Annotated in this window: 24 protein-coding genes and 5 pseudogenes; 11 read left to right on the top strand and 18 right to left on the bottom strand. The window is 68.8% G+C overall.

Annotated elements, in window-relative coordinates:
* Positions 1–186: 186 nt before the first annotated feature.
* The 4 genes and pseudogenes from ACHMW8_RS13675 to ACHMW8_RS13660 all read right to left on the bottom strand — a co-directional run.
* Positions 187–702: pseudogene (locus ACHMW8_RS13675) on the bottom strand (glycerophosphodiester phosphodiesterase family protein); the annotation flags it as partial.
* Between the two features lie 146 nt (positions 703–848).
* Positions 849–1,637 (bottom strand): TonB-dependent receptor domain-containing protein, encoded by a 789-nt coding sequence (locus tag ACHMW8_RS13670; RefSeq protein ID WP_395445971.1) that lies wholly within the window; start codon positions 1,635–1,637, stop codon positions 849–851.
* A 23-nt stretch (positions 1,638–1,660) separates the two neighbouring features.
* A complete protein-coding gene (locus ACHMW8_RS13665) occupies positions 1,661–2,815 on the bottom strand; it encodes a hypothetical protein (protein ID WP_395445831.1) in 1,155 nt (384 codons plus the stop codon).
* On the bottom strand, positions 2,757–3,047 hold the full coding sequence (locus tag ACHMW8_RS13660) for a hypothetical protein (RefSeq protein WP_395445830.1): 291 nt from the start codon (positions 3,045–3,047) through the stop codon (positions 2,757–2,759). The genes ACHMW8_RS13665 and ACHMW8_RS13660 overlap by 59 nt, the downstream gene beginning before the upstream one ends.
* On the opposite strand from ACHMW8_RS13660, the gene ACHMW8_RS13655 reads away from it, so the two are divergent.
* Positions 3,034–3,507: a hypothetical protein gene (locus ACHMW8_RS13655; RefSeq protein WP_395445829.1), complete on the top strand. Its 474-nt coding sequence runs from the start codon at positions 3,034–3,036 to the stop codon at positions 3,505–3,507. The two genes, ACHMW8_RS13660 and ACHMW8_RS13655, sit on opposite strands and share 14 nt — an antisense overlap.
* A 209-nt stretch (positions 3,508–3,716) precedes the next feature.
* Here ACHMW8_RS13655 and ACHMW8_RS13650 read toward each other — a convergent pair whose 3' ends face one another.
* Both ACHMW8_RS13650 and ACHMW8_RS13645 read right to left on the bottom strand, forming a co-directional pair.
* Positions 3,717–4,658 (bottom strand): FecR family protein, encoded by a 942-nt coding sequence (locus ACHMW8_RS13650; protein WP_395445828.1) that lies wholly within the window; start codon positions 4,656–4,658, stop codon positions 3,717–3,719.
* 77 nt (positions 4,659–4,735) lie between these two features.
* Positions 4,736–5,320 (bottom strand): RNA polymerase sigma factor, encoded by a 585-nt coding sequence (locus tag ACHMW8_RS13645; protein WP_395445827.1) that lies wholly within the window; start codon positions 5,318–5,320, stop codon positions 4,736–4,738.
* Between the two features lie 194 nt (positions 5,321–5,514).
* Here ACHMW8_RS13645 and ACHMW8_RS13640 point away from each other — a divergent pair, with 194 nt between their 5' ends.
* Complete coding sequence (locus tag ACHMW8_RS13640; protein WP_125156101.1) at positions 5,515–5,928, top strand: GFA family protein; 414 nt, start codon at positions 5,515–5,517, stop codon at positions 5,926–5,928.
* A 24-nt stretch (positions 5,929–5,952) separates the two neighbouring features.
* Here the strand turns inward: ACHMW8_RS13640 and ACHMW8_RS13635 are convergent, their stop codons facing one another.
* The 4 genes from ACHMW8_RS13635 to ACHMW8_RS13620 form a co-directional block, all read right to left on the bottom strand.
* On the bottom strand, positions 5,953–7,065 hold the full coding sequence (locus ACHMW8_RS13635; RefSeq protein WP_125156100.1) for a hypothetical protein: 1,113 nt from the start codon (positions 7,063–7,065) through the stop codon (positions 5,953–5,955).
* A 116-nt stretch (positions 7,066–7,181) separates the two neighbouring features.
* The gene (locus ACHMW8_RS13630; RefSeq protein ID WP_395445826.1) at positions 7,182–7,721 is read right to left on the bottom strand and encodes a DUF1993 family protein; all 540 of its coding nucleotides are present in this window, start codon (positions 7,719–7,721) and stop codon (positions 7,182–7,184) included.
* Between the two features lie 43 nt (positions 7,722–7,764).
* The gene (gene hutC, locus ACHMW8_RS13625) at positions 7,765–8,472 is read right to left on the bottom strand and encodes a histidine utilization repressor (RefSeq protein ID WP_395445825.1); all 708 of its coding nucleotides are present in this window, start codon (positions 8,470–8,472) and stop codon (positions 7,765–7,767) included.
* On the bottom strand, positions 8,469–9,845 hold the full coding sequence (locus tag ACHMW8_RS13620) for a formimidoylglutamate deiminase (RefSeq protein WP_395445824.1): 1,377 nt from the start codon (positions 9,843–9,845) through the stop codon (positions 8,469–8,471). The genes hutC and ACHMW8_RS13620 overlap by 4 nt, the downstream gene beginning before the upstream one ends.
* Before the next feature lie 84 nt (positions 9,846–9,929).
* Between ACHMW8_RS13620 and hutI the strand changes: the two genes are divergently transcribed.
* The 4 genes and pseudogenes from hutI to hutU all read left to right on the top strand — a co-directional run bounded on the left by hutI (position 9,930) and on the right by hutU (position 15,133).
* Complete coding sequence (gene hutI, locus ACHMW8_RS13615; protein WP_395445823.1) at positions 9,930–11,135, top strand: imidazolonepropionase; 1,206 nt, start codon at positions 9,930–9,932, stop codon at positions 11,133–11,135.
* Entirely contained in the window at positions 11,120–12,661 is a 1,542-nt protein-coding gene (gene hutH, locus ACHMW8_RS13610; RefSeq protein WP_395445822.1) for a histidine ammonia-lyase, read from the top strand. The genes hutI and hutH overlap by 16 nt, the downstream gene beginning before the upstream one ends.
* Positions 12,658–13,471, top strand: a pseudogene (gene hutG, locus ACHMW8_RS13605) (N-formylglutamate deformylase). Before hutH ends, hutG begins: the two are co-directional and overlap by 4 nt.
* A pseudogene (gene hutU, locus ACHMW8_RS13600) lies at positions 13,468–15,133 on the top strand (urocanate hydratase). Before hutG ends, hutU begins: the two co-directional pseudogenes overlap by 4 nt.
* On the opposite strand, the gene ACHMW8_RS13595 reads toward hutU, so the two are convergent.
* On the bottom strand, positions 15,130–16,677 hold the full coding sequence (locus ACHMW8_RS13595; RefSeq protein ID WP_395445821.1) for an ABC transporter permease/substrate-binding protein: 1,548 nt from the start codon (positions 16,675–16,677) through the stop codon (positions 15,130–15,132). The pseudogene hutU and the gene ACHMW8_RS13595 overlap by 4 nt on opposite strands.
* Positions 16,670–17,434 (bottom strand): ATP-binding cassette domain-containing protein, encoded by a 765-nt coding sequence (locus tag ACHMW8_RS13590; RefSeq protein ID WP_395445820.1) that lies wholly within the window; start codon positions 17,432–17,434, stop codon positions 16,670–16,672. The genes ACHMW8_RS13595 and ACHMW8_RS13590 overlap by 8 nt, the downstream gene beginning before the upstream one ends.
* Before the next feature lie 146 nt (positions 17,435–17,580).
* On the opposite strand from ACHMW8_RS13590, the gene ACHMW8_RS13585 reads away from it, so the two are divergent.
* Positions 17,581–17,751 (top strand): hypothetical protein, encoded by a 171-nt coding sequence (locus tag ACHMW8_RS13585; RefSeq protein WP_199743397.1) that lies wholly within the window; start codon positions 17,581–17,583, stop codon positions 17,749–17,751.
* Between the two features lie 107 nt (positions 17,752–17,858).
* On the opposite strand, the gene fliE is transcribed toward ACHMW8_RS13585, so the two are convergent.
* From fliE to flgB, 3 genes are read right to left on the bottom strand one after another with little or no spacing between them, the layout of a single operon-like run.
* Positions 17,859–18,170, bottom strand: a complete 312-nt coding sequence (fliE, locus tag ACHMW8_RS13580; RefSeq protein WP_125156089.1) for a flagellar hook-basal body complex protein FliE — start codon at positions 18,168–18,170, stop codon at positions 17,859–17,861.
* Positions 18,171–18,181: 11 nt separating this feature from the next.
* Positions 18,182–18,601 (bottom strand): flagellar basal body rod protein FlgC, encoded by a 420-nt coding sequence (flgC, locus tag ACHMW8_RS13575; RefSeq protein ID WP_099580657.1) that lies wholly within the window; start codon positions 18,599–18,601, stop codon positions 18,182–18,184.
* An 11-nt stretch (positions 18,602–18,612) separates the two neighbouring features.
* Positions 18,613–19,056: a flagellar basal body rod protein FlgB gene (flgB, locus tag ACHMW8_RS13570; RefSeq protein WP_125156623.1), complete on the bottom strand. Its 444-nt coding sequence runs from the start codon at positions 19,054–19,056 to the stop codon at positions 18,613–18,615.
* Between the two features lie 111 nt (positions 19,057–19,167).
* Here flgB and ACHMW8_RS13565 point away from each other — a divergent pair, with 111 nt between their 5' ends.
* From ACHMW8_RS13565 to ACHMW8_RS13550, 4 genes are read left to right on the top strand one after another with little or no spacing between them, the layout of a single operon-like run.
* Positions 19,168–19,476, top strand: a complete 309-nt coding sequence (locus tag ACHMW8_RS13565) for a flagellar biosynthetic protein FliO (protein WP_125156622.1) — start codon at positions 19,168–19,170, stop codon at positions 19,474–19,476.
* Positions 19,476–20,276: a flagellar type III secretion system pore protein FliP gene (gene fliP, locus ACHMW8_RS13560; RefSeq protein ID WP_125156088.1), complete on the top strand. Its 801-nt coding sequence runs from the start codon at positions 19,476–19,478 to the stop codon at positions 20,274–20,276. Before ACHMW8_RS13565 ends, fliP begins: the two co-directional genes overlap by 1 nt.
* Before the next feature lie 26 nt (positions 20,277–20,302).
* The gene (locus ACHMW8_RS13555) at positions 20,303–21,214 is read left to right on the top strand and encodes a ribokinase (RefSeq protein ID WP_125156087.1); all 912 of its coding nucleotides are present in this window, start codon (positions 20,303–20,305) and stop codon (positions 21,212–21,214) included.
* A gap of 36 nt (positions 21,215–21,250) precedes the next feature.
* Positions 21,251–21,886 carry a glutathione S-transferase family protein gene (locus ACHMW8_RS13550; RefSeq protein ID WP_395445819.1) on the top strand — a complete coding sequence of 212 codons (636 nt, stop codon included), beginning with the start codon at positions 21,251–21,253 and terminating at the stop codon, positions 21,884–21,886.
* Positions 21,887–21,914: 28 nt separating this feature from the next.
* Here ACHMW8_RS13550 and ACHMW8_RS13545 read toward each other — a convergent pair whose 3' ends face one another.
* From ACHMW8_RS13545 to ACHMW8_RS13535, 3 genes and pseudogenes are all read right to left on the bottom strand, one after another.
* Positions 21,915–22,409: a PAS domain-containing protein gene (locus tag ACHMW8_RS13545; RefSeq protein ID WP_125156621.1), complete on the bottom strand. Its 495-nt coding sequence runs from the start codon at positions 22,407–22,409 to the stop codon at positions 21,915–21,917.
* A gap of 198 nt (positions 22,410–22,607) precedes the next feature.
* Positions 22,608–23,026: pseudogene (locus ACHMW8_RS13540) on the bottom strand (MucR family transcriptional regulator).
* A 229-nt stretch (positions 23,027–23,255) separates the two neighbouring features.
* A pseudogene (locus tag ACHMW8_RS13535) lies at positions 23,256–24,219 on the bottom strand (DUF2336 domain-containing protein).
* Positions 24,220–24,320 lie beyond the last annotated feature (101 nt).

Raw genomic sequence — 24,320 nt, 5'->3', positions numbered from 1 at the left:
CCCTCGAACGTCGCGCGGCAGGATGATCTGGGTCTCGGGCCCGACGATGTCGGCGAAGCTCGCGATCTTCCTCAGGCCGTCGGGCGACCAGACGTCCGACCATCGGGCGATGTGGTTGGCGGCCAGGATCGCGGCCGGCGGCGACTGGCTGTTGACCAGGAACATCAGCTTGATCGGCGTCATGCTCCGTAGGGCGATCAAGGCCGACGGGAAGAACGACTGGATGATCACCGGCGCGTCAGCGGTGTTGAGGCCGTTGGCCACCAGCACGTCGATCAACGCCTTCTCCATCGGCAGGCCGACGCTCCGGAAGTAGTCCGGGTTCTTCAGCTCGACATAGAGGCCCACCGGCCGGCCGCGCGCGGCGGCGCCGGCCTTGGCGATGTCGATGATCTCCTGCAACGTGAACACCGACTCCAGGCCGTCGTACCGGGCGCTTTCGGGCCGGGCGTCGGGCCGGCGCTCGCGCGACCTCAAGGTCTTCAGCTCGGCCAAGGTGAAGTCCTCGACGAACCAGCCGGTGAGGGTCTCGCCGTCGATGGTCCGCGTGACCTTGCGGTTGGCGAATTCGGGGTGGCGGGCCACGTCGGTGGTGCGGCCGATCTCGTTCTCGTGCCGGGCCACCAGCACGCCGTCCCTGGTCATGACGAGGTCCGGCTCGATGAAGTCAGCCCCCATCTGAATGGCCAGCTTGTAGGACATCGCCGTGTGCTCGGGCCGGTAGGCGCTGGCGCCCCGATGACCAATGACGATGGGCGATGCGGCCGGCGTCGCGGCCCTGGCGGGGTCGGTCAAGGCCAGCAGGAACGCGGCCGACAGCAGAAGACGTCGCATGGTCTTTCCCCCCGTCAGCGATGGATGGTCAGGCGCAGGCCGTAGACGCGCGGTTCGCCCAGCACGTTGGTCGGCAGGCCGATCGACTTGCCGGCGCTGCCCGCGCCCTTGCGATAGATCTCGTCGGTCAGGTTGCTGCCGAAGGCTTCGACTTCCCAGTTTCCCCGGTCCGGCGCGTAGCTGATCCGTACGTTCAGCAGGCCGAAACCGTTCTGGAACTCGTCCTGGCCGGCGTCGGGCACGAGCAGGCCCGCTTGCAGCTCGGGCCGATCGTTGTCGTCGGCGAAGAAAATCTTCGAGCGCCAGGCATAGGTCGGGCGAAGGTCGAACTTACCGCCCAGCCCCGTCCAGCGCATCGAAGCGCCCAGCGACACCATATGGTCGGGCGAGCGGGCGAAGTGGTTGCCCTCATAGGCGCCGCGCGTGAAGCGGGCGTGGTTGTAGGCGTAGGTGGCGAAGAGATCGAAGTCCGGCGTCGCGGCGAAATCGGCCTGCCCTTCGAAGCCATAGGCTCGCGCCGTGCCAGCGTTGGTGGTCACGAAGGTCGATCCGCGCTGCTCGCGGGTCTGGAAGTTGTCGTAGTCATAGGAGTAGAGCGAGGCGTCGACGCGCAGGCGTCGGTCAAGAAGGTCGGCCTTGATCCCCGCCTCATAGGCCTGAGCCGTCTCGGCGGGAGCGACGGCGAAGGTCGGCGTCCCGTCCGGGGCCCCCGGCGCGCCGGCCGAAAGCACGGCGGGCCGGCGGCCACGCGAATAGCTCGCATAGACATTGGCGATCGGGCTGAGAGCGTAGCGACCGGTCAGACGCCAGGTGACGCCGTCATCGTTCAGATCCCGGCCGGTGAGGTCGCCATTGTGGGCCGTGGGCTGGGCCGAGACCCCGAACAGTGGAAGCGGGCCGTTCGAGCGTAGCGCCGTAGGCGGTCATGCCCTGGATCAGGGCGCGGGCCGTGGCGACGGCGGTCGGCGTTCCGGCGGCGGCGATTCCGGCCGCGCCAATCGGCGCCGCCCAGGATGCTGCGGCCCTGGACCGAGCTTCCCCAGATCGTGGTCTTCTCGTCGCGGCTGTAGCGCAGGCCGCCCGACAGCTCGAAGCGGTCGGTGACGTGGAAGGTCATGTCGCCGAACAGGTCGTAGGAATCGAGGTCGGACTCATTGCGCGAGGTCTCGACGTGGTGCGGGTCCAGGCGCGCGGCCAAGGCGGACGCTTCGGCGCTGGTCAGCACCAGATTGCCCTTGCTGGACTGGGCGACCAGCCCCTGCAGCAGCGCGCCGGTGAAGGCTGTGTTGTCAAACAGCGCGGCCGGCGCCGGCGTGGTCTTGGGCAGGCCGGTGAACGGTCCGCCGTTCAGCATGCCGCTCGCCTGGGCCAGTAGCATCCGCTCGTCGAAGCGGACGTCGACAAGGGCCTTGGAGCGCTCGCGGTAGTAGTTGGCGCCGGCGAACCAGGACACGCGGCCGCCGTTGTCGTAGTTCAGGCGCAGCTCCTGGCTGAACTGCGTCCCCCCGACATCCTCCATGTTGGTGAACAGCGGCAGCGACGTGCCGTCTGCGTCATAGACCTCGGCCGCATCGATGTCGCGGTAGCTGGTCGTGGCGTTCAGGGTCAGAGCGTTCGTGACCTTGTACTTCGCCAGCGCCATGACGCCGTTCTGGCGCTGGTCGACGCCCAGGTGATGGCGCGGCGCGAAGTCGGCGGGCTTCGAGAGCCAGACAGGATCGTTCACCCGCGTCCCCGCCAGCACCTTGCCCGTCGCCGGGTCGGTGGGACTGACGTACATGGACTTGAAGCCCGTGCCGTTCGTCTCGTCGTCCTGGTGGTTGTAGATCAGATCGGCGCTGAAGCGATCGTTGGGCTTGAAGCTGAGCGCGATCCGGTAGGCGTTGGTGTCGATGGCGTTCAGGTCGCCGTCGGCGTTGGGATCAAGGTTCTTCTGGTAACCGTCGCGGCTTTTGCGACGACCGGCCACGCGCAGCGACACGGGTATCGGACAGCGGCAGGTTCAGCATGCCGTCGATCTGGTAGTAACCCAGGTCGCCGCCTTCGGCCGCCAGCGACCAGTCCAGGTCCGGGCCGGCCTTGTTCTGGATCACGTTCAGCGCGCCGATCAGGGCGCCGCGGCCGAACAGTGTCGACTGCGGTCCCTTGGCCACTTCCACGCGGGCGTTGTCGTAGAGCTCGATATAGGAGCCGCGCGACTTGGAGATCGACACGCCGTCCTGGAACACCGACACGCGGGGTTCGGTGAACGAGTTCACCGCCCGAGGAGGTGATGCCGCGCATCACAAAGATGGGATTGTTGGGCGACTGGTCCTCGACCATCAGCCCCGGCACGTGGGTCGCCAGCTCGCGGAAGTTCGTCACCCCCAGCCGCTCCAGAGCCTTGCCGCTGTACGCGGTCAGGGCGAAGGGAACGTCGATGGTCTTCTGTTCGCGCTTCTGGGCGGTGACCAGGATTTCGTCCAGGGCGATGGCGGTCTCCCGCCGCGCCGGGCGCAGCGAGATCGTGCGGCCGTCGTCGGCGGCGATCTCCAGGTCGCCGGCGCTCAGCAGGCGCGACAGCGCGGCGTGAGCGGGCAGGACGCCCTTGATCGCCGGAGCCTTGCGGCCCGACAGCTCGGCCGATGGAAAGAAGATCTGCACGCCGGCCTGACGCGCGAAGGCGTTCAGTGACGCGGTCAGGTCGCCCGCCGGGATGTCAAAGGCCACGGCCGGAGTCTGGGCGAAGGCGGGCGCGTGGATGGCGAATGCCGCCGTCGCGGCCAACAGGGCCGCGTAGCTGATGTCCTTGGAAGTCATCGAATATCCCCGAAAGCCTCGCGCCGTGGCGCGGTCGATGGGGAGACGCTCAGGCGCGCCGCCACCGCCAAGTTCGGAGGGATTTATTTCGCGCGGGTCAGGATCACATCGTCGCCGACCCGGCGCGCGGTCACGCCGAGGCTCGCCGACAGGGCCTGCAGGAAATCGGCCGGGTCCGACGAGGTGAAGCGTCCTCCCACCCGCACGGCGGCCAGCTGCGGATCGACGATCATCAGCTTGCGGCTGAGGTAGCGGTTGTACTCCTCGACGGCGACCGACAGGGGCTCGTCCTCAAACACGACCTCCCCGCGCGGCCAAGCCTCGATGGATAGCAGTTCGGGCGCGGCCGTCGGGCGGGTCAGGGCGCCGCTTGCCGTAAGGGTCAGGTTGTGGGCCGACATGGCGGAGACCGAAGATGTCATCGCCCGCCCGCTCAGCACCGTGACGTCGATCACCGGGCCGCGCATGCGGGCGTTGTATCGGCCTCTCGGCTGTAGGCGCACGGTCTCAGCGCTCGCGCGTAGTACGAAGGGCCGATCGGCGGGCGTCAGGCCGACCTCACCCCGCTGCAGCCATACCTCGACGCGATCGCGGTGTTCACGCCAGCGCACCTCGGTGTCGGTGTTCAGGGTCATGATCGCGCCGTCCGCCAATTGGCGGTCCAACCGCTGGCCGACGGCGCTGACCAGTCTCTGGCGGGCGAAGGCTCGCGTGGCGGCGCCGCCGCCCAGCACCGTCACGGCGCCAATCCCCGCCGCCTCGAGCAGCCTCCGGCGCGACAGCCGGGGCCCAGGCGCGGGGACCGACGCGGGCTGATCCAGGGCGCGCCCAACGCGCGCTAGATCCGACCAGAGCGCCGCGGCCTTGGCGAACGCCACGGCATGACGCGGATCAGCGTCGCGCCATCGCTCGAACGCCTCCTGGTCCGCCACACCCATGTCCAGGCGCGTCAGCCAGGACGCGGCCTGGGCGGCGATATCGTCCGGAGCATCGTCCAACGGTGAAGGCGCGGAGGAATCAGGCAAGGGAGGGTCTCGATCGCGGTTTCACCCTAGAGACGCTCGAACCGCGACGCACCTCCACTTTGCGTGTCTGATCCCGCCTATTCGCCGTTGGTGCGCCGACGAGGCCCGCTTTTCGAGGCCGCCGCGGGCGGTCCGACCGTGGAGCGCGCGTCCGCGTCCATCGCCTGAGACAGCAGAAACATGCCCCGCGCCAGACGCTTCTCAAGGGTCGAGAGGCTCAGACCCAGGCGGCGGGCGATCTCTTGCGGCGACAGCTCCTCGAAGCGACGCATGACGACGACTTGGCGACAGCGATCGGGCAGCCGTTCCACGGCCTTCAGCAGGCGGCGCAGCTGCTCGCGCGCGATGGTCTGGCTCTGGGCGTTCGGCGTCTCGTCGGCCAGATCCGCGGCGTCGAGACCAGCGATCTGACGTATGCTGACCACCCGTGCTCGCCGCATCTTCTGGATGGCGAGGTTGCGGATCATGGCGAGCGTATAGGCCTTGGGACTGGCCAGATCGCGCCAAGTCTCCAGTCCAAACAGCTTGGCGTAGGCGTCTTGAACAAGGTCGGCCGCATCATCGGCGTCCCCACAGAGCCGTCGCGCATGCGCCAAATAGGCTGGCTCGTGCGGCAAGACCTCCTCGATGAACCAGCGGTCCAGGTCGCGCAAGTATGACATGGGAGAGTCCCGTCGGCCGTCGCGCCGCCGCTTTAGGCCCGCCCCATGTCAGCGATGTGAAGGTCGTCGGGTCGCCGCGGGCCTCGGGCTGGAGCCCGACATGCGCCAGACCCGGCCCCGCCACGAGGATGAAGCGCATTCCGTGGGTTCCATACGGGCTTGCCGCCGCGACGCACCAGCTTCACTCTCCCGCCATGGTCGAGACCATTTTCAAAGGCGGCTGCCTGTGCGGCGCTCTGCGCTGGGAGGCCGATCGCGCGCCGGACTTCATGGGCCTGTGCTGCTGCGCCGACTGCCGCAAGGCGTCGGGCGGGGGCTTCATCCCGTTCATGGGATTTTCGGCGTCGGCCCTGACCATAAAAGGCCCGGCGCGACAGTACCGCAGCCGGGCCTTCCGAGGGGGAGAGGCCACCCGCAATTCGTGCCCCACTTGCGGGGGCCTCGTCTTCGGCGGCGAGCATGGGCTGAGCGACAGCCACACGATCTACGCCGGCAGCCTGGACGACCCGAACCTGTTCAAGCCGTCCATGGTCCTTTTCAACCGCGACCGTCCGGACTGGGTGATCCCGCCGGAAGGCCTGACGGTCTTCGAGACGATGCCCGACTAGACCAAGCCCCCTAGACGAAGTCGCCTAGACGAAGGCCCCGGCGTCGTGGTGGTCGGCCGGCTGGGCGATCAGGGCCACCGTGTCGATCGAGGCCGGGATGCTCGCCTCGGCCGGCGCCTTGGCCGCCACGAGAGCGCCGCCATAGCTGGCCTTGCCGTCATAGGCGTCGGTCAGGAAGGCCTTGGTCGCCTCGGCATAGGACCCAACGCCGGCGTTCATGCCGGCGTACATCACGAAGCCGGCCATGGCGGCCTTGGCCCCCAGGGCGTCGTGGCCATAGGCGGTGAAGTAGTTCTGCTGCGAGACGATGTAGTCGACGGCCGCCGCGACGTTGATCCCCGCCGCCCCGGCCTTGGCGTTGCCGATGATGGCGTCATAGGCCTTCACCACCGCGTCGCGGAACGACAGGCTGTCATAGGCGGTCTTGAAAGCCGCCGCGCCCGCGCCGCTCATCGCCTGGTTGACCGCGAACTCGATATATTTGTTGCCGGTGTTGTAGATGGCGTAGGCGTAGTCGGTCAGGTCGGTGGTGTTGGTGGCGCTGTCGATCAGGTCGTTCAGCGCCGTCTGGCTGGGCGTCTTGCCGGTGAAGAAATTCATCGCCTGCAGCGCCAAGGCCGAGGTGTCGACCGAGTAGCCGACCAGCTTGTCGATGAAGACCGCCTTGGTGATCTTGTTGGCGATCACGTCGGCTTGCAGCTGCGCCAGCTCCTTCATCTCGGCGTAGAAGGCGTTGGCCACCTTCTCGCCGTTCGGGCCGCTCAGATATTCCGAAAGCGCTTTGGACGAGCTGGCCGAGATGCCGGCCAGGGCCTTGTAGGCGTCCTGGATCTGAGCCTCGGTCAGCACGATCGGATTGGCGACCGTGCCGGTGCCGCCCGTCCCAGAGCCGAAGGCCACGCTGAGCGGCGTATCCAGGGGATATTTGCTCAGAGCCTCCTTGAAAGTCTGGATCCCGAGATTGATCAGGGCCGGATTGGCTTCGACCAAGGCCAGGGCGGCGTCGACCTCCGGCGTCAGCACCCCAACGCTCTTCAGAAGCGGCCTCAGGTCGACGAACTTGAAGGTCGCCTGGATGAAGCCGCTGTCGACCAGCTGGATCAGGAATTGGAAATCGCGAAGTGTCGGTTCGGCCATGACGGATCCCTCGGGGACCCTCGCCGCACCACGCGCCACACTCGGTCCCCGAACGCCGTTCTACGTTTCCGGCGCCCGGGACCGACATCCCCCGAACGGGGGGTAGCCAGAAGGACTCAACCTCCAGGCAGCGTGCCGGGACGGATATAGGCGAACATGTGCGGCACCCAGTCGGGCTTGCCCAGCGGGACGCCCTGGTTGCGCAGGATCGCGTAGGCGGTCGTGACGTGAAAATAGAACTGGGCCAGGGCCCAGTCGCGCAGGAACTGCTCGCCGGTCAGGTCGAAGACGATACCGTTGGGCATCTTCAGTTCGATCGGCTTTTCGGCCGCGCCGTCGAAGGCCGAGGCCGGGGTCGCCTCGATCCGCGCCACGGCGTCGGCGAGTTGCGCCCGCAGGCCGGCGAAGTCGGTCGCGTCCTCGGCCGGAGCGAACGACTCCGCGCCCGTCAGGTGACGCAGCAGGTCGCTGGCCTGGACGCAGACGAAACGGACCTGGGTCGACAGCGGAAACATGTCCGCCGCCAGCCGCGCCCCGATCAGGCTCTCCGGCGCCAGGCCGTGCTCGGCGGCGTGAGCCTCGCCCTTGGACAGCTGGGCCGACAGGCCTTTCAGCATGTGGGCGTAGGTCGGGATGGCGATCGCGTGCAGGTCCATGGGCGTCCTCCGATTTGGCATGGGAGGTAAGCCGGACTCGGCGTCAGGCGCCAGGCCCGAACCGCGCCACCAGATCGTAGGCCTCGCCCGGGAAGACCTGGCGTACGCGAGTGACGTGCTGGCCCTCGCGCCAGGTGCGGCGGTCGACGACGAGGCAGGCCGCGCCCTCGTCCAGGGCCAGCAGGCGGGCGTCGTCGGCGTCGGCGTTGACCGCGCTGATGCGGCTCTCGGCCTCGGTCCAGGCGACGTGTTCGAGCAGCCAGGCGCCGGGCGGGACCCGTGTAAAGTCGGCGGCTTCCATCTCCGGTGCGGCCTTCAGGGAGACCAGCCGCCGCTCCAGGGCGAACGGCCGGCCGCCGGCGTCGTGGACCCCCTCCAGCGCCAGAAGCTTGCCGCCGGCCGCCAGCTCGACTTCCTCGGGGGCGTCGCGGTCGGCCGTCCGCACCGCCCGGGCCAGCAGGCGGAACGCGTAGGTCTCGCCGCGCGCGACGATCTCGGACTGGATGTCGGGGATGTTCAGCACCGGCGCGTGAACCTTGGGTCGGGCCACGAACGAGCCGGCGCGTTTGCGGCGCACGATCAGCCCGGCCTCGACCAGGGCGGTCATGGCCTTGTTCACCGTCATCCGCGAGCAGCCGTACTCGGCCAGCAGCTCGGCCTCGGTCGGCGCGCGATGGCCGGGGGCCCATTCGCCGGAGCGGATGCGCGCCTCGATGTCCGAGCGGATGCGCTGGTGCAGCGGTCCCGTCACGCCAGCAGGGCCTTCAGGGTCTGGACGTAGCGCGCTGTGATCGCCTCGCGGGCGTGGTGGCGGCCGCCCGAGACAAGTCGCTTGCCGTGCCGCCAGACGGTGTCGATCCCGCCGCCAACGAAGACCAGGCTGTCGATCAGCGTGTCGCCCGAGCGGCCGACGATGTTCGGATGGTTGGCGTCGAGGGTGATGAAGTCAGCCGCCGCGCCGCGCCGCAGACCACCGCGTCCGACACCCAGGGCTTGGGCCCCGCCCAGCGTCGCCGCGCGCCACAGGTCGCCGCCGGTGGAACGGCGCGGACCGCCGGCCAGCACGTTGCGGGCCCGGCGGGTCAGGCGCTGGGCGTATTCCAAGGTCCGCAACTCCTGGGCGGCGTCGATCACGATGTTGGAGTCGGTCCCGATTCCGAAACTTCCGCCAGCGGCCAGGTAGTCCGGCGTCGGAAAGATCCCGTCGCCCAGATTGGCCTCGGTCACCGGGCACAGGCCGGCGGTCGCGCCGCTCTTGGCCAGGCGCTCGGTCTCGGTGGCGTTGATGTGAGTGGCGTGGATCAGGCACCACTGCTTGCCCACCTCGGTGTGGTTCATCAGCCAGCGGACGGGACGCTGGCCGGTCGCGGCCAGGCAGTCGTCGACCTCCTTGGTCTGCTCGGCGACGTGCATGTGGATCGGGCCGCCGGCGGCCAGCGGGACGATAGCGTCCAGCTCCTCGGCCGTAACCGCGCGCAGGCTGTGCGGGGCGACGCCGACCACCGCCTCGGGCAAGTCCGCCACGATCGCGCGACAGGCCTCGACCAGCCGCGCGAAGCCGTCGAGGTCGTGAATGAAGCGCTTCTGGCCTTCGGTCGGCGGCAGGCCGCCGAAGTTGCTGTGCGCGTAGAACACCGGCAGCAGGGTCAGGCCGATGCCGGTCTCCTCGGCCGCCGCCGCCATACGCGCGGCCATCTCGGCCGGGTTGTCGTAAGCGCCGCCGTCGGGCGCGTGGTGCAGGTAGTGGAACTCGCCCACCCGCGTGAAACCGCCCTCCAGCATCTCGACCTGACCCATGGCGGCGATGGCCTGGGCCATGTCGGGATCCAGCCGCTCCAGGAAGCGGTACATGACCTCGCGCCAGGTCCAGAAGGTGTCGCCGGTGTCGCCGCGCGTCTCGGCCAGACCCGCCATGGCGCGCTGGAAGGCGTGGCTGTGGACATTGGCCAGGCCCGGCAAGGCGGGGCCGAGACGGACAGCGTCGCCCGCCGACGTATCGGTGTCGATACGGGCGATACGGCCATCGGTGATGGTGAACTTCACACCCCGCGCCCAGCCGTCCGCCAGCAGGGCGCTCTCGCACCAGACCACCGTGGAAGACTCGGAAATGTGCGCGTCGGTCACTGGACAAGCCTCATCGTTCGCAAATATGTCTATACATATTGAAGCGGCCCGCAAGACACGGTCCGCGTTGGCGGAGGCAGGCTCATGCGCTGTGATCGGGTGTGGATCAACGCCCGTCTCGCGACCCTGGCCCCGGATCGCGAAGGCCTTGGGATCGTCGAGGACGGCGTCGTCGCCAGCCTGGACGGGCGCATCGCCTATGCCGGCCCGGCGGACGATGCGCCAGCCTTCGAAACAACCGAAACCATCGATGTCGACGAGCGCTGGATCACCCCCGGCCTGATCGATCCCCACACCCATCTGGTCTTCGCCGGCGACCGCGGCCACGAGTTCGAGCTGCGCCTGGCCGGCGCCTCATACGAAGAGATCGCCCGCGCGGGCGGCGGCATCGTCTCGACCATGCGCGCCACCCGCGCGGCCTCCGAGAGCGAACTGGTCGCCGCCGCCCTGCCCCGCCTGGACGCCCTGATCGCCGAGGGCGTCACCACGGTCGAGATCAAGTCCGGCTACGGCCTCTCCCTCGACGACGAGATCAAGAGCCTGCGCGCCGCCCGCACCCTGGCCGACATCCGGCGCGTCGGCGTCAGCACCACCTTTCTGGGCGCCCACGCCCTGCCGCCGGAATACCGCGACGACAAGGACGGCTATGTCGCCCTGGTCTGCGAGAAGATGATCCCCGCCATCGCCGCCCGGGGCCTGGCCGACGCGGTCGACGGCTTCTGCGAGGGCATCGGCTTTTCACCCGACCAGATCCGCCGCGTGTTCGAAGCGGCCAAGGCCCATGGCCTGCCGGTCAAGCTGCACGCCGAGCAGCTGTCGAACCTCAACGGCGCCGCCTTGGCCGCCGAGTTCGGTGCGCTGTCGGCCGACCACCTGGAGCATCTCGACGCCCCCGGGGTCGCCGCCATGGCCGCCTCCGGCACGGTCGCCACCCTGCTGCCCTGCGCCTACTACTTCACGCGCGAGACCCGCGTCCCGCCGATCGCGGCCCTTCGGGAAGCGGGCGTGCCGATGGCCCTGGCCACGGACTGCAATCCCGGCACCTCGCCACTCACCTCGCCGTTGCTGGTCATGAACATGGCCGCCACCCTCTTCCGGATGACCGTCGAGGAGTGCCTGGCTGGCGTCACGCGCGAAGCCGCGCGGGCGCTGGGCCTTCTGAGCGACCGCGGGACGCTGGAGGCCGGCAAGGCCTGCGATCTCGCCGTCTGGGACATCGAGCGTCCCGCCGAACTTGTCTATCGCATGGGCTTCAACCCGCTCCATGCGCGCGTGTGGAGAGGCCAGTGACCAAGCTTGTTCTGAATCCCGGCGCCGTGCCGCTGGCCGACTGGAAAGCGATCTATCGCGGGGCCTCGGCGCGGTTGGCGGAGACGGCCTGGCCGGTGATCGCGGAGAGCGCGGCGGCGGTCGAACGCATCCTGGCCAAGGGCGAGCCGGTCTACGGCATCAATACCGGCTTCGGGAAACTGGCCAGCGTCCGCATCGGCGACGCGGACCTGGAGACCCTGCAGCGCAACATCGTCCTGTCACACGCTGCCGGCGTCGGCGAGCCTTCGCCGGTCCCGGTGATCCGCCTCATGATGGCCCTGAAGCTGGCCAGCCTGGCGCAGGGCGCCTCGGGCGTGCGGGTCGAGACCGTGCGGATGCTGGAGCTGATGCTGGCCCAGGGCCTGACGCCGGTGATCCCGTGCCAGGGCTCGGTCGGCGCCTCGGGCGATCTGGCGCCGCTGGCGCACATGGCCGCGACCATGATCGGGGTCGGCGAGATCTTCGTCGACGGCGAGCGCAAGCCGGCGGCCAAGGCGCTGAAAAAGGCGGGCTTGTCGCCCCTCACCCTGGGCCCCAAGGAAGGCCTGGCCCTGCTCAACGGCACCCAATTCTCGACCGCCAACGCCCTGGCGGGCCTGTTCGAAGCCGAGCTGCTGTTCCAGTCGGCCCTGGTCACCGGCGCGCTGTCGACGGAAGCCGCCAAGGGCTCGGACACCCCGTTCGACCCGCGTATCCACGCCCTGCGCCGCCATGCCGGCCAGATCGAGACCGCCGCCGCCCTGCGCGACCTGATGGCGACCTCGGAAATCCGCGCCTCGCACCTGAAGGCGGACGAGCGCGTCCAGGACCCCTACTGCCTGCGCTGCCAGCCGCAGGTGATGGGCGCGGCTCTGGACGTGCTGCGCCAGGCCGCCGCCACGCTGGCGACCGAGGCCAACGGCGTCTCGGACAACCCCCTCATTTTCCCGGAAGCGGACGAGGCCCTGTCGGGCGGCAACTTCCACGCCGAGCCGGTGGCTTTCGCCGCCGACATGATCGCCCTGGCGGTCTGCGAGATCGGCTCGATCGCCGAGCGCCGCATCGCCATGTTGGTCGACCCAGCGCTGTCGGGCCTGCCGGCGTTCCTGACGCCCAAGCCGGGCCTGAACTCCGGCTTCATGATCCCGCAGGTCACGGCCGCGGCCCTGGTCTCGGAGAACAAGCAGAAGGCCTATCCGGCCAGCGTCGACTCGATCCCCACCTCGGCCAACCAGGAAGACCATGTCTCGATGGCCGCCCACGGCGCGCGGCGCCTGCTGGGCATGGTCGAGAACGCCACCGCCGTGCTGGGCATCGAGCTGCTGGCGGCGGCGCAGGGCTGCGACTTCCACGCCCCGTTGCGGTCGAGCCCGGCGCTGGAAGCGGTGCGAGCGTTGACGCGCGATCAGGTCCCGCACCTCACCGACGACCGCCATTTCCACCCGGACCTGGAGGCGGCGAATGCCTTGGTGCGAAGCGGCGCGGTGATCGCGGCGGCGGGCGACCTGCCGGGGGTTAGCGGGTGACCTGGCTCCACGTCGCTCGCGGCGACGCGCCGCTCATCGTCTCCCTCCCCCACACCGGGACCGAGATCCCGCCGACATCGAGGCCGATCTCGTCTCGCCCTGGCTGGCCCGCAAGGACGCCGACTGGTGGGTCGATAGGCTCTACGCCTTCGCCGAGGGGATGGGCGCGACCGTCGTGCGGACGGCGATCTCGCGGACGGTCATCGACGTCAATCGCGACCCGTCGGGCGCCTCGCTCTATCCGGGCCAGGCGACGACCGAGCTGTGTCCCACCACCACCTTTGACGGCGAGCCGCTGTGGCGTGATGGCGGCCCGGACGCAGCCGAGATCGACCGTCGCCGGGCGATGTACTTCGAACCTTATCACGCCGCCCTGCGCGCCGAGATCGACCGCCTGCGCGCGGTTCATCCGACCGTGGTGCTGTACGAGGCTCACTCGATCCGTTCGCTTGTGCCGCGCCTGTTCGACGGCGAGCTGCCTCAGTTCAATCTCGGAACCAACAGCGGCGCCTCCTGCGACGACGCCCTGACCGCCGCCGTCGAGGCCGCCTGCGACGCCTCGGGACGCTCGCGCGTCTCCAACGGCCGCTTCAAGGGCGGCTGGACCACGCGCCACTACGGCCAGCCAGCGACCGGCGTCCACGCCATCCAGATGGAGCTGGCCTGCCGGGCTACATGGACGAACCCGCCGAGCTCGCCGAAGACACCTGGCCCACGCCGTTCCACGCCGACCGCGCCGAGCCGCTGCGCGCGGCGCTGGAAGACGTCCTTTCCGCCTGCCTCACCTTCGCCCGGAGCCACCGAGCATGACCCGCCGCGACAACACCCGCATCATCCGCCCCGCCACCGGGACCGGGCTCACCGCCAAGTCCTGGCTCACCGAAGCCCCGCTGCGGATGCTGATGAACAACCTGCACCCCGACGTCGCCGAGCGGCCGGAGGAGCTGGTCGTCTATGGCGGCATCGGCCGCGCCGCCCGCGACTGGGAGAGCTTCGACAAGATCGTCGAGACCCTGCGCCGGCTCGAGGACGACCAGACCCTGCTGGTCCAGTCCGGCAAGCCCGTCGGGGTGTTTCGCACCCATGCGGACGCGCCCCGGGTGCTGATCGCCAATTCCAACCTGGTGCCCCGCTGGGCGACCTGGGAGCACTTCAACGAACTCGATAAGCGGGGTCTGGCCATGTACGGCCAGATGACCGCCGGCTCGTGGATCTATATCGGCGCCCAGGGTATCGTGCAGGGCACCTATGAGACCTTCGTCGAAATGGGCCGCCAGCACCATGGCGGCGATCTGTCGGGCAAGTGGCTGCTGACGGCGGGCCTGGGCGGCATGGGCGGGGCGCAACCCCTGGCGGCGGTGATGGCCGGCGCTTCGTGCCTCGCCATCGAGTGCCAGCCCTCGCGGATCGATATGCGGCTGCGCACCGGCTATCTCGACAAGTCCACCGACAGCGTCGACCAGGCCCTGGCCTGGATCGAGGAGTCGTGCGCCGCGAAATCCCCGATCTCGGTCGGCCTGCTGGGCAACGCCGCCGAGCTGCTGCCGGTGCTGTTCAAGCGCGGCGTCCGCCCCGACCTTCTGACCGACCAGACCAGCGCCCATGACCCGATCAACGGCTACCTGCCAGCCGGCTGGACCTTGGACCAATGGGCGGACGCCAAGGCGCGCGATCCGCAGAGCGTAAACCGCGCCGCCCGCGCCTCGATGGCCACGCACGTGCGGGCCATGCTTGACTTCCAGGCCGCCGGCGTCCCGACCGTCGACTACGGCAACAACATCCGCCAGATGGCGCTCGAGGAAGGGGTCGAGAACGCCTTCGACTTCCCCGGCTTCGTGCCGGCCTATATCCGGCCGCTGTTCTGCCGGGGCGTCGGGCCGTTCCGCTGGGCGGCGCTGTCGGGCGATCCGGAAGACATCGCCAGGACCGACGCCAAGGTCAAGGAACTGATCCCGGACAATCCGCACCTGCACAACTGGCTCGACATGGCCGGCCAGAAGATCAAGTTCCAGGGCCTGCCGGCGCGGATCTGCTGGGTCGGTCTCGGCGACCGTCACCGCCTTGGCCTGGCCTTCAACGCGATGGTCGCGTCGGGCGAGCTGAAGGCCCCGATCGTGATCGGCCGCGACCACCTGGACTTCGGGCTCGGTCGCCTCGCCCAACCGCGAGACCGAGGCGATGAAGGACGGCTCGGACGCGGTGTCGGACTGGCCGCTGCTGAACGCCCTGCTCAACACCGCCTCGGGCGCGACCTGGGTGTCGCTGCACCATGGCGGCGGGGTCGGGATGGGCTTCTCGCAGCACGCGGGGATGGTGATCGTTTGCGACGGGACCGAAGCGGCGGCCAAGCGGATCGCGCGGGTGCTGTGGAACGACCCGGCCAGCGGGGTGATGCGCCATGCCGACGCCGGCTACGACATCGCGCTCGACTGCGCGCGGGAGAAGGGCCTCGACCTGCCGGGGATCCTTTAACGAACCAGCTGCGCCGCCGCCTCGGCGGGGCTCTTCTTGCCGGTGTCCCGATCGACCGCATAGTTGGCCGCCTGCATCGCCTTGACGTCGATACTGCCGCCTAGCGGCGTCAGGGCGTCCAGCAGCCGGCGATCCCCGACCCGCTTCGGCGAGACCAGGATCACCGCGTCATACGGCGGCAGCGCGCCCTTCGGATCGCCCAGCAGCACCAGGTCGTCGGCCGCGATCCGGCCGTCCGACGAGAAGGCCGAGATCACGTCGGCCTCGCGGCTCGCCAGCGCCCGATACATGAAGGTCGGCTGGAACTGGCGCTTGGCCTTGAAGCTCAGGCCATAGGCCTTGACCACCGCCGCCCATTCCGGCCGCGAGAAGAACTCCAGGTCGCCGCCCATGACGAGGTCAGGCGCCTTGGTCGCCAGTTCGGCCAGGGTCTTGACGCCCAGTTGCTCGGCGCGGTCGCGGCGCATGGCCAGGGCGTAGGCGTTCTCGAAGCCCAGGGCGCTGAGCAGCACGACGCCGTCGCGGGCCTTCAGCTCTTTGCGCAGGCCTTCCAGCACCGCCTGGCGACCCGGATTGTCGGTCCGGTTCAGGACATTGGCCCACAGGGTGCCGGAATAGTCGACATAGGCGTCGATCTCGCCGCTGGCGAGGGCGCGGTAGGCGACGGCCGAACCGAGGTTCACGCGGCGCTGGACGCTGGCGCCCTGGGCCTCCAGCTTGCCGGCCATCAGCTCGGCCAGGATGTACTGTTCGGAGAAGTTCTTGGCCCCGATCACATAGGCCGGCCGGCCTTGCGACAGCGCCGCGCCGGCCAGGGGCGCGATCGCCGCCAGCAATCCGATCGCCAGGCCCGCGCCGCCGGCCCACAGGCGCCGGCCGTCGCGTCGCGCCACGCCGGCCTCGATCAGGCCCAGCAGGCCGTCGACGATCAGCGCCAGGCCCGCCGAAGCCGCGCAGCCGACCAGCACCGCCACCCAGTCCTCGGTCTGGAGCCCTGAGAAGATGTAATCGCCCAGCGAGGTCTGGCCGACGGGCGTCGAGAGCGTCGCCGCCCCGATCGTCCACACGGCGGCTGTGCGCACCCCGGCCATGATCACCGGCGCGGCCAGGGGCAGTTCCACTCGCCACAGCCGCTGGCGGTCGGTCATGCCCACGCCCCGCGCGGCCTCGACCACGGCCGGGTCGACGCCGGAGACGCCCGCCGCCGCGTTCCGCAGGATCGGCAGCATCGAATAGAGGGTCAGGGCCAGCAGCGAGGGCAGGAAGCCCAGGGCCGGGAAGCCGTGACCCAGCACCTTCGTCGCCAGGCCCGAAAGCAGCAGGAGCACCGGATAGAACAGCGCCAGCAGGGCCAGGCTCGGAATGGTCTGCACCAGCCCGGCGGTCGCCAGCGAAATCCACTTCAGGCGCGGGCTGCGAGCGGCGGCGATCCCCAGCGGCAGGGCCATGGCCAGGCCAAGGACCAGGGCCGAGGCAGAGAGGGCGACATGCCAGCCCAGGCGCTCGGGCAGGACGGCGAGGGCGGCGGAAAGACGATCAGCCACGGGCCAACTCCGCCAAGCGCTCGGCCTGCCGTCTCGGCGCGGCGATCAGCTGGGCGACGACGGGATCGGAATGGCCGGCCAGCAGGGCGCGCGGCGGGGACTGAGCCAGCACCTCGCCATTCGCCATCACCACCACCTCATCGGCCAGCAGCAGGGCCTCGCCGACGTCGTGAGTGACCATCACCGTGGTCAGCCCCAGCCGCTCGTGCAGCGCCCGGACGTCGTCGGCCAGGGCCGCGCGGGTCACCGGATCCAGCGCCCCGAACGGCTCGTCCATCAGCAGGATCGCGGGCCGCGCGGCCAGCGCCCGCGCCACGCCGACCCGCTGGCGCTGGCCGCCCGACAGCTGCGATGGCGCGCGGCCGGCGATCTCCCGCGGCAGGGCCACCAGGTCGAGGAGTTCATCGGTCCGCGCGGCGATCTCGTCGGCCGGCCAGCCCAGCAGCTCGGGCGTGACGCCGATGTTCTGGCCCACGGTCATGTGGGGAAAAAGGCCGATCTCCTGAAAGACGTAGCCGATGCCGCGCCGCAGTTCCGGTCCCGGCTTGGCGGCGATGTCCGCGCCGTCCAGCAGCACCCGGCCCGCGCTCGGGACGGACAGGCCGTTCATCAGTTTCAGCAGCGTGGTCTTGCCCGCGCCCGAGCCGCCGACCAGGGCGACGAAGCGGCCCTTGGTGATCGTCAGCGAGGTCGGCGCCAGCACCGCGCGCCCGCCGTACGTCTTGCTGACCTGATCGAGAACGATGGCTTCGGTCATGCGGGCTCCGGGCGGCGAGAATCAACCTTCGCCCCTCCCAAGCGTTGACTCAACGGCTGGGTGCGACAAGGCGGCGCGCGACAGGTCGCCCGGTTCGCGAAGGCCGAGTCAATCTCGACCATGGGGTCATGGTTAAGGAGCCCGTCATGACCGTTGCGTCTCAAGCCCGTCCGTTCGATCCGCGTCCTGTCCGCCGGCCCGCCAAGGGGTCTGGCCGTCAGTGGCCGCTGGGTTTCGCGGTTCTGCTGGCCTCGGTGCTGAACGTCATCGTCTGGGGCGGCCTGTTCACGGTCGCCAAGGCGTTCCTGCACCTCTGAGTTTGTTCAGTAAGCGTAGCGTTTCCATCTTCTCCCCCGAAACAAACTAGGCCGCGTCCTCCCCGGACGCGGCCCTTCTTTTGAGGCGGAATGAAGAGGCGGACGCCTTAGATCGGCATCCGCATGATTTCCTGATAGGCTGAGATCACCTGATCCCGCACGGCCATCACCGTCTCCAGGCTGGCCTCGGCCGAGCTGATGGCGGTGACGACGTCGACCAGCTCGGCCTTGCCGGCCACCTGGTCGGCGATCTTGGTTTCGGCGACCTTGGAGGTCTTGGCCGCGCCTTCCATGGCCGACTTCAGCATGTCGCCGAAGTCCATGCCCTTCTTCTCGGAGCCGCCGATCGAGCCGATCGAACCGACGCCCATGGCGCCTTGAGAAGCATAGGCCTTGGCGGCGGCGAGCGCGGTGATCATGGCCTAGCCCCTTACTTCTTGAGGATGTCGAGGGTGCGCGATTCCATCGACCGCGCGGTCTCGATCACATTGAGGTTGGCTTCGTAGGCGCGCTGCGCCTCCTTCATGTCCAGCGCCTCGACCAGCGTGTTGACGTTGGGTAGCTTGACGTAGCCCTTGGCGTCGGCGGCCGGGTTGCCGGGTTCATACTCGGTCTTGAACTCGCTCTGGTCGGGATCGACGCGCAGCATCTGCACGCCCTCGGCGCCCTGGACCTTGGTCGGCTTGAACACCGGCACCTGGCGGCGGTAGGGATCGCCGCCGGCGGTGCGCGCGGTGGAGTTGGCGTTGGCTATGTTCTCGGCGATGACCCGCATGCGGCCCTGCTGGGCGCGAAGGGCCGAGGAGGCCACGGCCATGGTCGCCAGCGAATTGGATTTGATCTCGGGCATCGCCTAGTCCCCTAGCCGTTTGGCTTGCGCGCGGCCTGGCGCAGCATGTTCATGGACTTCTGGTAGAAGCTGATCGCCGCGTCGTAGTTCATCCGCGCGTCGGTCATCTTGAGCATCTGGTCCTCGAGCGACACCGCGTTGCCGTCGAGGGTGACTTCCGAATCGACGCCCGCCGTCGACCGCCAGGCGCTGGGCGCGTTCGACGGGGCCATGTGGGCGGCCGAGGTCGCCATCATCTGGACGCCCGAGGTCGGCGCCGCGCGCCCGCCGCGATAGACCGCGCCCGAGCCCTGGTTCATCAGCGAGGCCTGGAAGCTGTAAGCCTTGAGATCGCGCGGGCGATAACCGGGCGTGTCGGCGTTGGCGACGTTCTGGGCGACAAGCTTCTGGCGCTCGGTCAGATAACCGAGGCGGCTCTTGAGCATGCCGAAGAGAGGAATGTCGTCCGGACCCATGGCGATCATGGTGAAGAAACAGGGTTAATTCGGCATTAAGAACCCTCAGGCACACCAGGATGAGCGAGGCCTTCCGCCTGCGCCAAGTTGTCTCGCTTTTGGGCGGCCATGATCGACATCATCGAGTTCATCCGCGCCCTCGCCGCCCTGGCCGTGACCCTGGGCCTGATCGGCCTGGCCGCCTGGGCGATGCGCAAGTACGGCCCGGACGCCATCGGCCGCGCCATCGCCGCGCGCCAGGACCGCCGCCTGAGGATCGTCGAGAGCCTGGCCCTGGACCCCACGCGCCGCCTGGTGATCGTCAACCTGGACGGCGAGGAGCGCCTCGTGCTGCTGGGCGATGGCAAGCTGCTGGACTGGATTCCGCAACCGCGCCCCGTCGTCGAAGTCCCCGCCCCCACCCCGGAGCCCGTGGCCTGATGATCCGCGACCTGATCAAGACCGTGACGGGCGCCCGGCCGGAGGATCTCCGCCGCGCCGCGATCATCTCGGTGCTGGCCGCCATCGCCTTCGGGGTCATGCCGGCCGCGGCCATGGCCCAGTCGGCTGTGAACATCAACCTGGGCACCGGGGCCGGCCTGACCGACCGGGTCGTTCAGCTGGTCGGCCTGATGACGGTGCTGTCCCTGGCCCCGTCGATCGTGATCATGACCACCTCGTTCGTGCGGATCGTGGTGGTGCTGGGTCTGCTGCGCACGGCCATCGGCATCCAGCAGAGCCCGCCGAACCCGGTGATCATCAGCCTGGCCCTGTTCCTGACCGCCATCGTCATGGGGCCGACCTTCGAGCGCTCGTACGACGCGGGCATCAAGCCGCTGCTGGACCATCAGATCGAGTTGCCCGAGGCCTTCGACCAGGCCAGCGGTCCGGTGAAGCAGTTCATGCTGAAGCAGGTCGGCCGCGAGGACCTGGCCCTGTTCGTCCGCCTGTCGAAGGTCCCGCAAACCAACAACGTGCAGGACCTTCCAATGAAGGTGGTCACCCCCGCCTTCATGATCTCGGAGCTGAAGCGCGCGTTCGAGATTGGCTTCCTGCTGTTCATCCCGTTCCTGGTCATCGACCTGGTGGTGGCCAGCGTGCTGATGAGCATGGGCATGATGATGCTGCCGCCGGCGACCATCAGCCTCCCCTTCAAACTGATCTTCTTCGTGCTAGTGGACGGCTGGCGACTCGTGGCGGGCAGTCTCGTGGAGAGCTTCCAACGGGGCGGCGGCGGTTAGGCGCATTTAGCTAGAAGACGTACGACATGACTGTTTTTGTCCTGGGCTCGATCAATCTGGACGCCGTGGCGCGGGTCGATGACCTGCCAAGACCCGGCGAGACCGTGGCGGGCACCTCCCTGGAACTCTATCTCGGCGGCAAGGGCGCCAACCAGGCGGTCGCCGCCGCGCGCATGGGCGTGCCCACGCGGCTGATGGGCGCCGTGGGCGGCGACGACAGCGGCGTCGGCCTCAAGGCCAAGCTGGCCGGCTATGGCGTGCAGGTCGCCGACGTCATGGAGTTGGATGGCGTGCCGACCGGTCAGGCCCACGTCTGGGTCGCCAACAACGCCGAGAACATGATCGTGGTCACCGCCGGCGCCAACGCCACGATCACGGCCCAGCATGTCGCCGCCACGGCGATCGAGGGCCAGCGGGTGCTGCTCTGCCAGTTGGAGACCCCGCCCGTGGCCATCGAGGCCCTGTTCCGCCTGGGCGCGGCCAAGGGCGCGCTGCGCGTGCTGAACGCCGCACCGGCCCTGCCGCAGGGCGCGGCCCTGTTCCCGTTGACCGATGTCCTGATCGTCAACCAGACCGAACTGGCCAGCTACGCCAAGCTGGACCGCGAACCGGTGCGCCTGGAAGAGGTCTCGGTGGCGGCCCGCAAGCTGATGAGCCGGCCCGACCAGACGATCATCGTCACCCTGGGATCGACCGGCGTCGCCGCTGTGCGCCGCGACGAGGCCTTCCTGGTCGAGGGCAAGAAGGTGAAGGCCATCGACACCGTCGGGGCCGGCGACTGCTTCTGTGGCAGCCTGTGCGCGGCCCTGGCCTCGGGCATGGACCTGCGCGAGGCCGTCGAGCTGGCCAACGCCGCCGCCGCCCTCTCGGTGCAGAAGGCCGGCGCCGCGCCGTCGATGCCGTCCCGGCGCGAGGTCGAGGCGTTTTTGGAGGGGTGAGACCCTCTGATCGCCGAAGCTGATAGGAGCCCGCGCATGGAGTTGATCAGCCTTCCGGTATCGCCCTTCGCGGCCAGAGTCCGCATCGCGATCTACGCCAAGGGCCTGCCGATCGACCTGGTCCCGCCGCCGGCGGACTGGCGCGAAAGCCGCCGCTTTCGGGACCTCAGCCCGACCGGTCGCATCCCGGTCCTGCTCGACGACCGCGGCCCGATCTGGGAGTCGGCGGTCCTGCTCGACTATCTGGAGGAACGGTTTCCAGAAGCGCCGACCCTGATGCCCGTCGACGCCTTCGACCGGGCGATGGCCAGACTCCTGGTGCGGCACGTCGACCTGTACCTGATGCCGCCGATGGTGGTTCTCGCCCGGCCTGGCGTCGAAGACGCCAACGCCCGTCGGGCCGTCAAGGACCTGCTGGACGGCGTCGCCATGCTTGATGGCCTGCTGAAAGGGCCGCGATACGCCCTGTGCGATCGCCTCACGATCGCCGACTGCGCCCTCGCGCCCGCGCTCTTCGCGATCCGCGTGACGGCCGAGCGCCTCGGGATGGACCTGATCGAAGCCGGTTCGCTCACCGAGACCTATGGCCGGCTATCGGGGCGGGATCCCCATGTGGGACGGGTGATCGAGGAGATGGAGGAGGGCTTGCGCCACCTGGTTCGGCTCGGCTAACCGCCCCGGCCCCGCCGAAACCCAGGCCTCAGGCCGCCCGGATCCCCGAGAAGCCCTCGGACGCCGCGCCGACCACGGCGTCATAGCCGAGGATCATGTCGACGTCCTTGCCGTTGCTGGCCAGAGGCAGGCGCAGCCACAGGATCGACATGTGCGGAGCGCCGCGCCAGGCCAGACTGTGGACGCCGACGCCGGGACGGCGCTCGTCGACCACCTTGTCCAGCTCCCTGCGCCAATAGTCGAAGGCGTCCTTGTTGTAGACGTCGCCGATCATCCGGCCGGTGATCTCGCGGCCATAGACGCCGTAGAGGCCGGTGCCGGCCAGACGCAGCCGGTAGTCGCGCGGCTGGTTGACGACGTCAATCAACGACACCGTCGGCAGCAGCCGCTTCATGCTCGTGGGATGCAGGTCGACGCGCGCGGGGAGGTTCGCCCCCCGACGGAGGGACGCCCAGTAGGCGAACATCTCCTGGTGAGCGCGGGCCGCCGTGGCGGATGCGCTCAGTTGCGCGGACATCTTCAGAGTCCTTAACAAGCCCTTGGAATCACTTCGATTCACTATCGCTTAAGGAACGAATCGGCGGCAAGCGAAAAACATGTCGCGCGACAAGATTCCCACGGAGAGTCAATCACCAACGAGTACGCCCGCCGTCCGGATCCGGACGACGGGCGCTGCGATCTTCAGAGCGGCCCTAAGGCCAAGCTTTTTGTTCCGACTCGGCTATTTCGTCTTGCGGGCGGGTTTGCGGCCGCCCTGGCCCAGGCCCATCTGCTTGGCGAGGTTCGAACGCGCCTCGGCGTAGTTCGGCGCCACCATCGGGTAATCCTCGGCAGATTCCACTTCGCCCGGTACTCTTCCGGGGTCATGTCGTACTTGGTGCGCAGGTGGCGCTTCAGCGATTTGAACTTCCGGCCGTCTTCCAGGCAGATCAGGAAGTCCGGGGTGATCGATTTCCTGACGGCGACCGCGGGCTCCTTCGGAGCGGGCGCGGGCTCGGCCGCCGGCGAACCGACGGTGGCGAGGGCGGCGTGAACCTGCTGGATCAGCGCGGGAAGGTCAGCCGTGGCGACCACATTGTTGCCGACATAGGCCGAAACGATGCCCGCGGTCATCTCGATCAGGTCGGATTGATCTTCCATCATAGCCTCGCCCGTCGACAATCTTTTTGTTGATGCAGCTGATTCCTGGATCAGTCGAGGGCTGCATACAAAGATTGCAGGCGCCCGGCAATACGGCCTCTACAAAGAGATCGTACGTAATCTTCCAGTGTTCGTGAGAAGGACATGACCGGCCAGAGGTTGTGTCCCGCATATTGAGTTCCTGAACGACGTCCAGCGAACATATTGAGATACCGAAGATATCCCGAAATTAACGACCGAAGTCGCGGGACAGAGCCAGCATCGCCGCGCGCTGCGGCGCCGAGTATTCGTCAACAGCCGCTTCGTCGCCGTCGCGGATAGCCTTCAGCAGGGCCGGCGTCAGGGCCGAGGTCAGCGACCAGTTCCAGTAGCGCAGCACCGTCTGGGCGCGGTCGACGGCGATGGTGTCATAGACGGTAAGCACCCGCTCCAGGGCTTGATCGACCTGACCGCCGCCGTCGATTTCCTGGCGTCGCAGCCCGCGCCACAGCTGGCGCACACAGGCGCGCGGCAGACCGGTGGCCTTACACAGAATGGCCAGCGGCTCCCCGCCCGGATCGGTGAAGATCTTGGCGCCGGTCATCGGCTTCAGGCCCGAGAGGTACGAAATCTCCTCGGCGATCTCGCGGGTGATGCCCGCCTCGCCGGCCGCCACTGCCTCGTCCAGGCTGCCATAGGGGCTCTTGGCGATGGCGGCGCGGTTGCGCTGGCGGCGTTCGATGAACTGCAGCGCCTTGCGCGACAGCGGGTCCTGCCAGCCTTCGGCCGAGGCCAGGGCGAAGACGTCGCCAACCGCCTCCTGCAGAATCTCGCGACACCGCGAAGCGCTGGAGGATCGTCTTGCGCGCCTCGGCGTCGGCCCACCAGAACATGACGTAGGCGTGGCTGGGCCGCAGTTCCGGCCGGCGCAGCAGCAGCGGGATCAGGTACTGGGCGTCGCGCGTGGCGGCGACGATGTTCTCGACGCCCTGGTGGCTGAACCTGACCAGCTCATTGCGCAGCAGGGTCTCGATGACGGCCCCCTCGCCCATGTCGATCAGCGCGTCGGCCACCACTTCGCTGACGCCGCGCCGCTTGGCGATCAGGCGGCGGTGATCGGTGGTCGACTGGTAGAGGCAGGCGATCAGGTCGGCGTCCGACAGCCTCTCGGCCTCGACCAGCAGGGCGCGGGCCACCGGCAGCTCGTCGCGCATCAGCAGCCGGGCCAGCACGCCCGGGATCTCGACCAGCGTGGCTAGGCGGCGCGCGACCCTCTCGCGCTCGCCGACATTGGCGTCGCGCAGCATCTCGACCA

This window comes from Caulobacter sp. UC70_42 (genome assembly GCF_044056025.1).
Lineage (GTDB): Bacteria > Pseudomonadota > Alphaproteobacteria > Caulobacterales > Caulobacteraceae > Caulobacter.
The sequence above is the reverse complement of the archived record's forward strand: the minus strand, read 5'-3'. Positions and strand labels throughout refer to the sequence as shown.

Excerpts from the sequence above, each read along its gene's own strand:
- ACHMW8_RS13645 (WP_395445827.1), bottom strand. The coding sequence starts at position 5,320 with ATGTCATACTTGCGCGACCTGGACCGCTGGTTCATCGAGGAGGTCTTG.
- ACHMW8_RS13640 (WP_125156101.1), top strand. The coding sequence starts at position 5,515 with ATGGTCGAGACCATTTTCAAAGGCGGCTGCCTGTGCGGCGCTCTGCGC.
- ACHMW8_RS13635 (WP_125156100.1), bottom strand. The coding sequence starts at position 7,065 with ATGGCCGAACCGACACTTCGCGATTTCCAATTCCTGATCCAGCTGGTC.
- ACHMW8_RS13630 (WP_395445826.1), bottom strand. The coding sequence starts at position 7,721 with ATGGACCTGCACGCGATCGCCATCCCGACCTACGCCCACATGCTGAAA.
- hutI (WP_395445823.1), top strand. The coding sequence starts at position 9,930 with ATGCGCTGTGATCGGGTGTGGATCAACGCCCGTCTCGCGACCCTGGCC.
- ACHMW8_RS13590 (WP_395445820.1), bottom strand. The coding sequence starts at position 17,434 with ATGACCGAAGCCATCGTTCTCGATCAGGTCAGCAAGACGTACGGCGGG.
- ACHMW8_RS13585 (WP_199743397.1), top strand. The coding sequence starts at position 17,581 with ATGACCGTTGCGTCTCAAGCCCGTCCGTTCGATCCGCGTCCTGTCCGC.
- fliE (WP_125156089.1), bottom strand. The coding sequence starts at position 18,170 with ATGATCACCGCGCTCGCCGCCGCCAAGGCCTATGCTTCTCAAGGCGCC.
- flgC (WP_099580657.1), bottom strand. The coding sequence starts at position 18,601 with ATGCCCGAGATCAAATCCAATTCGCTGGCGACCATGGCCGTGGCCTCC.
- flgB (WP_125156623.1), bottom strand. The coding sequence starts at position 19,056 with ATGGGTCCGGACGACATTCCTCTCTTCGGCATGCTCAAGAGCCGCCTC.
- fliP (WP_125156088.1), top strand. The coding sequence starts at position 19,476 with ATGATCCGCGACCTGATCAAGACCGTGACGGGCGCCCGGCCGGAGGAT.
- ACHMW8_RS13555 (WP_125156087.1), top strand. The coding sequence starts at position 20,303 with ATGACTGTTTTTGTCCTGGGCTCGATCAATCTGGACGCCGTGGCGCGG.
- ACHMW8_RS13550 (WP_395445819.1), top strand. The coding sequence starts at position 21,251 with ATGGAGTTGATCAGCCTTCCGGTATCGCCCTTCGCGGCCAGAGTCCGC.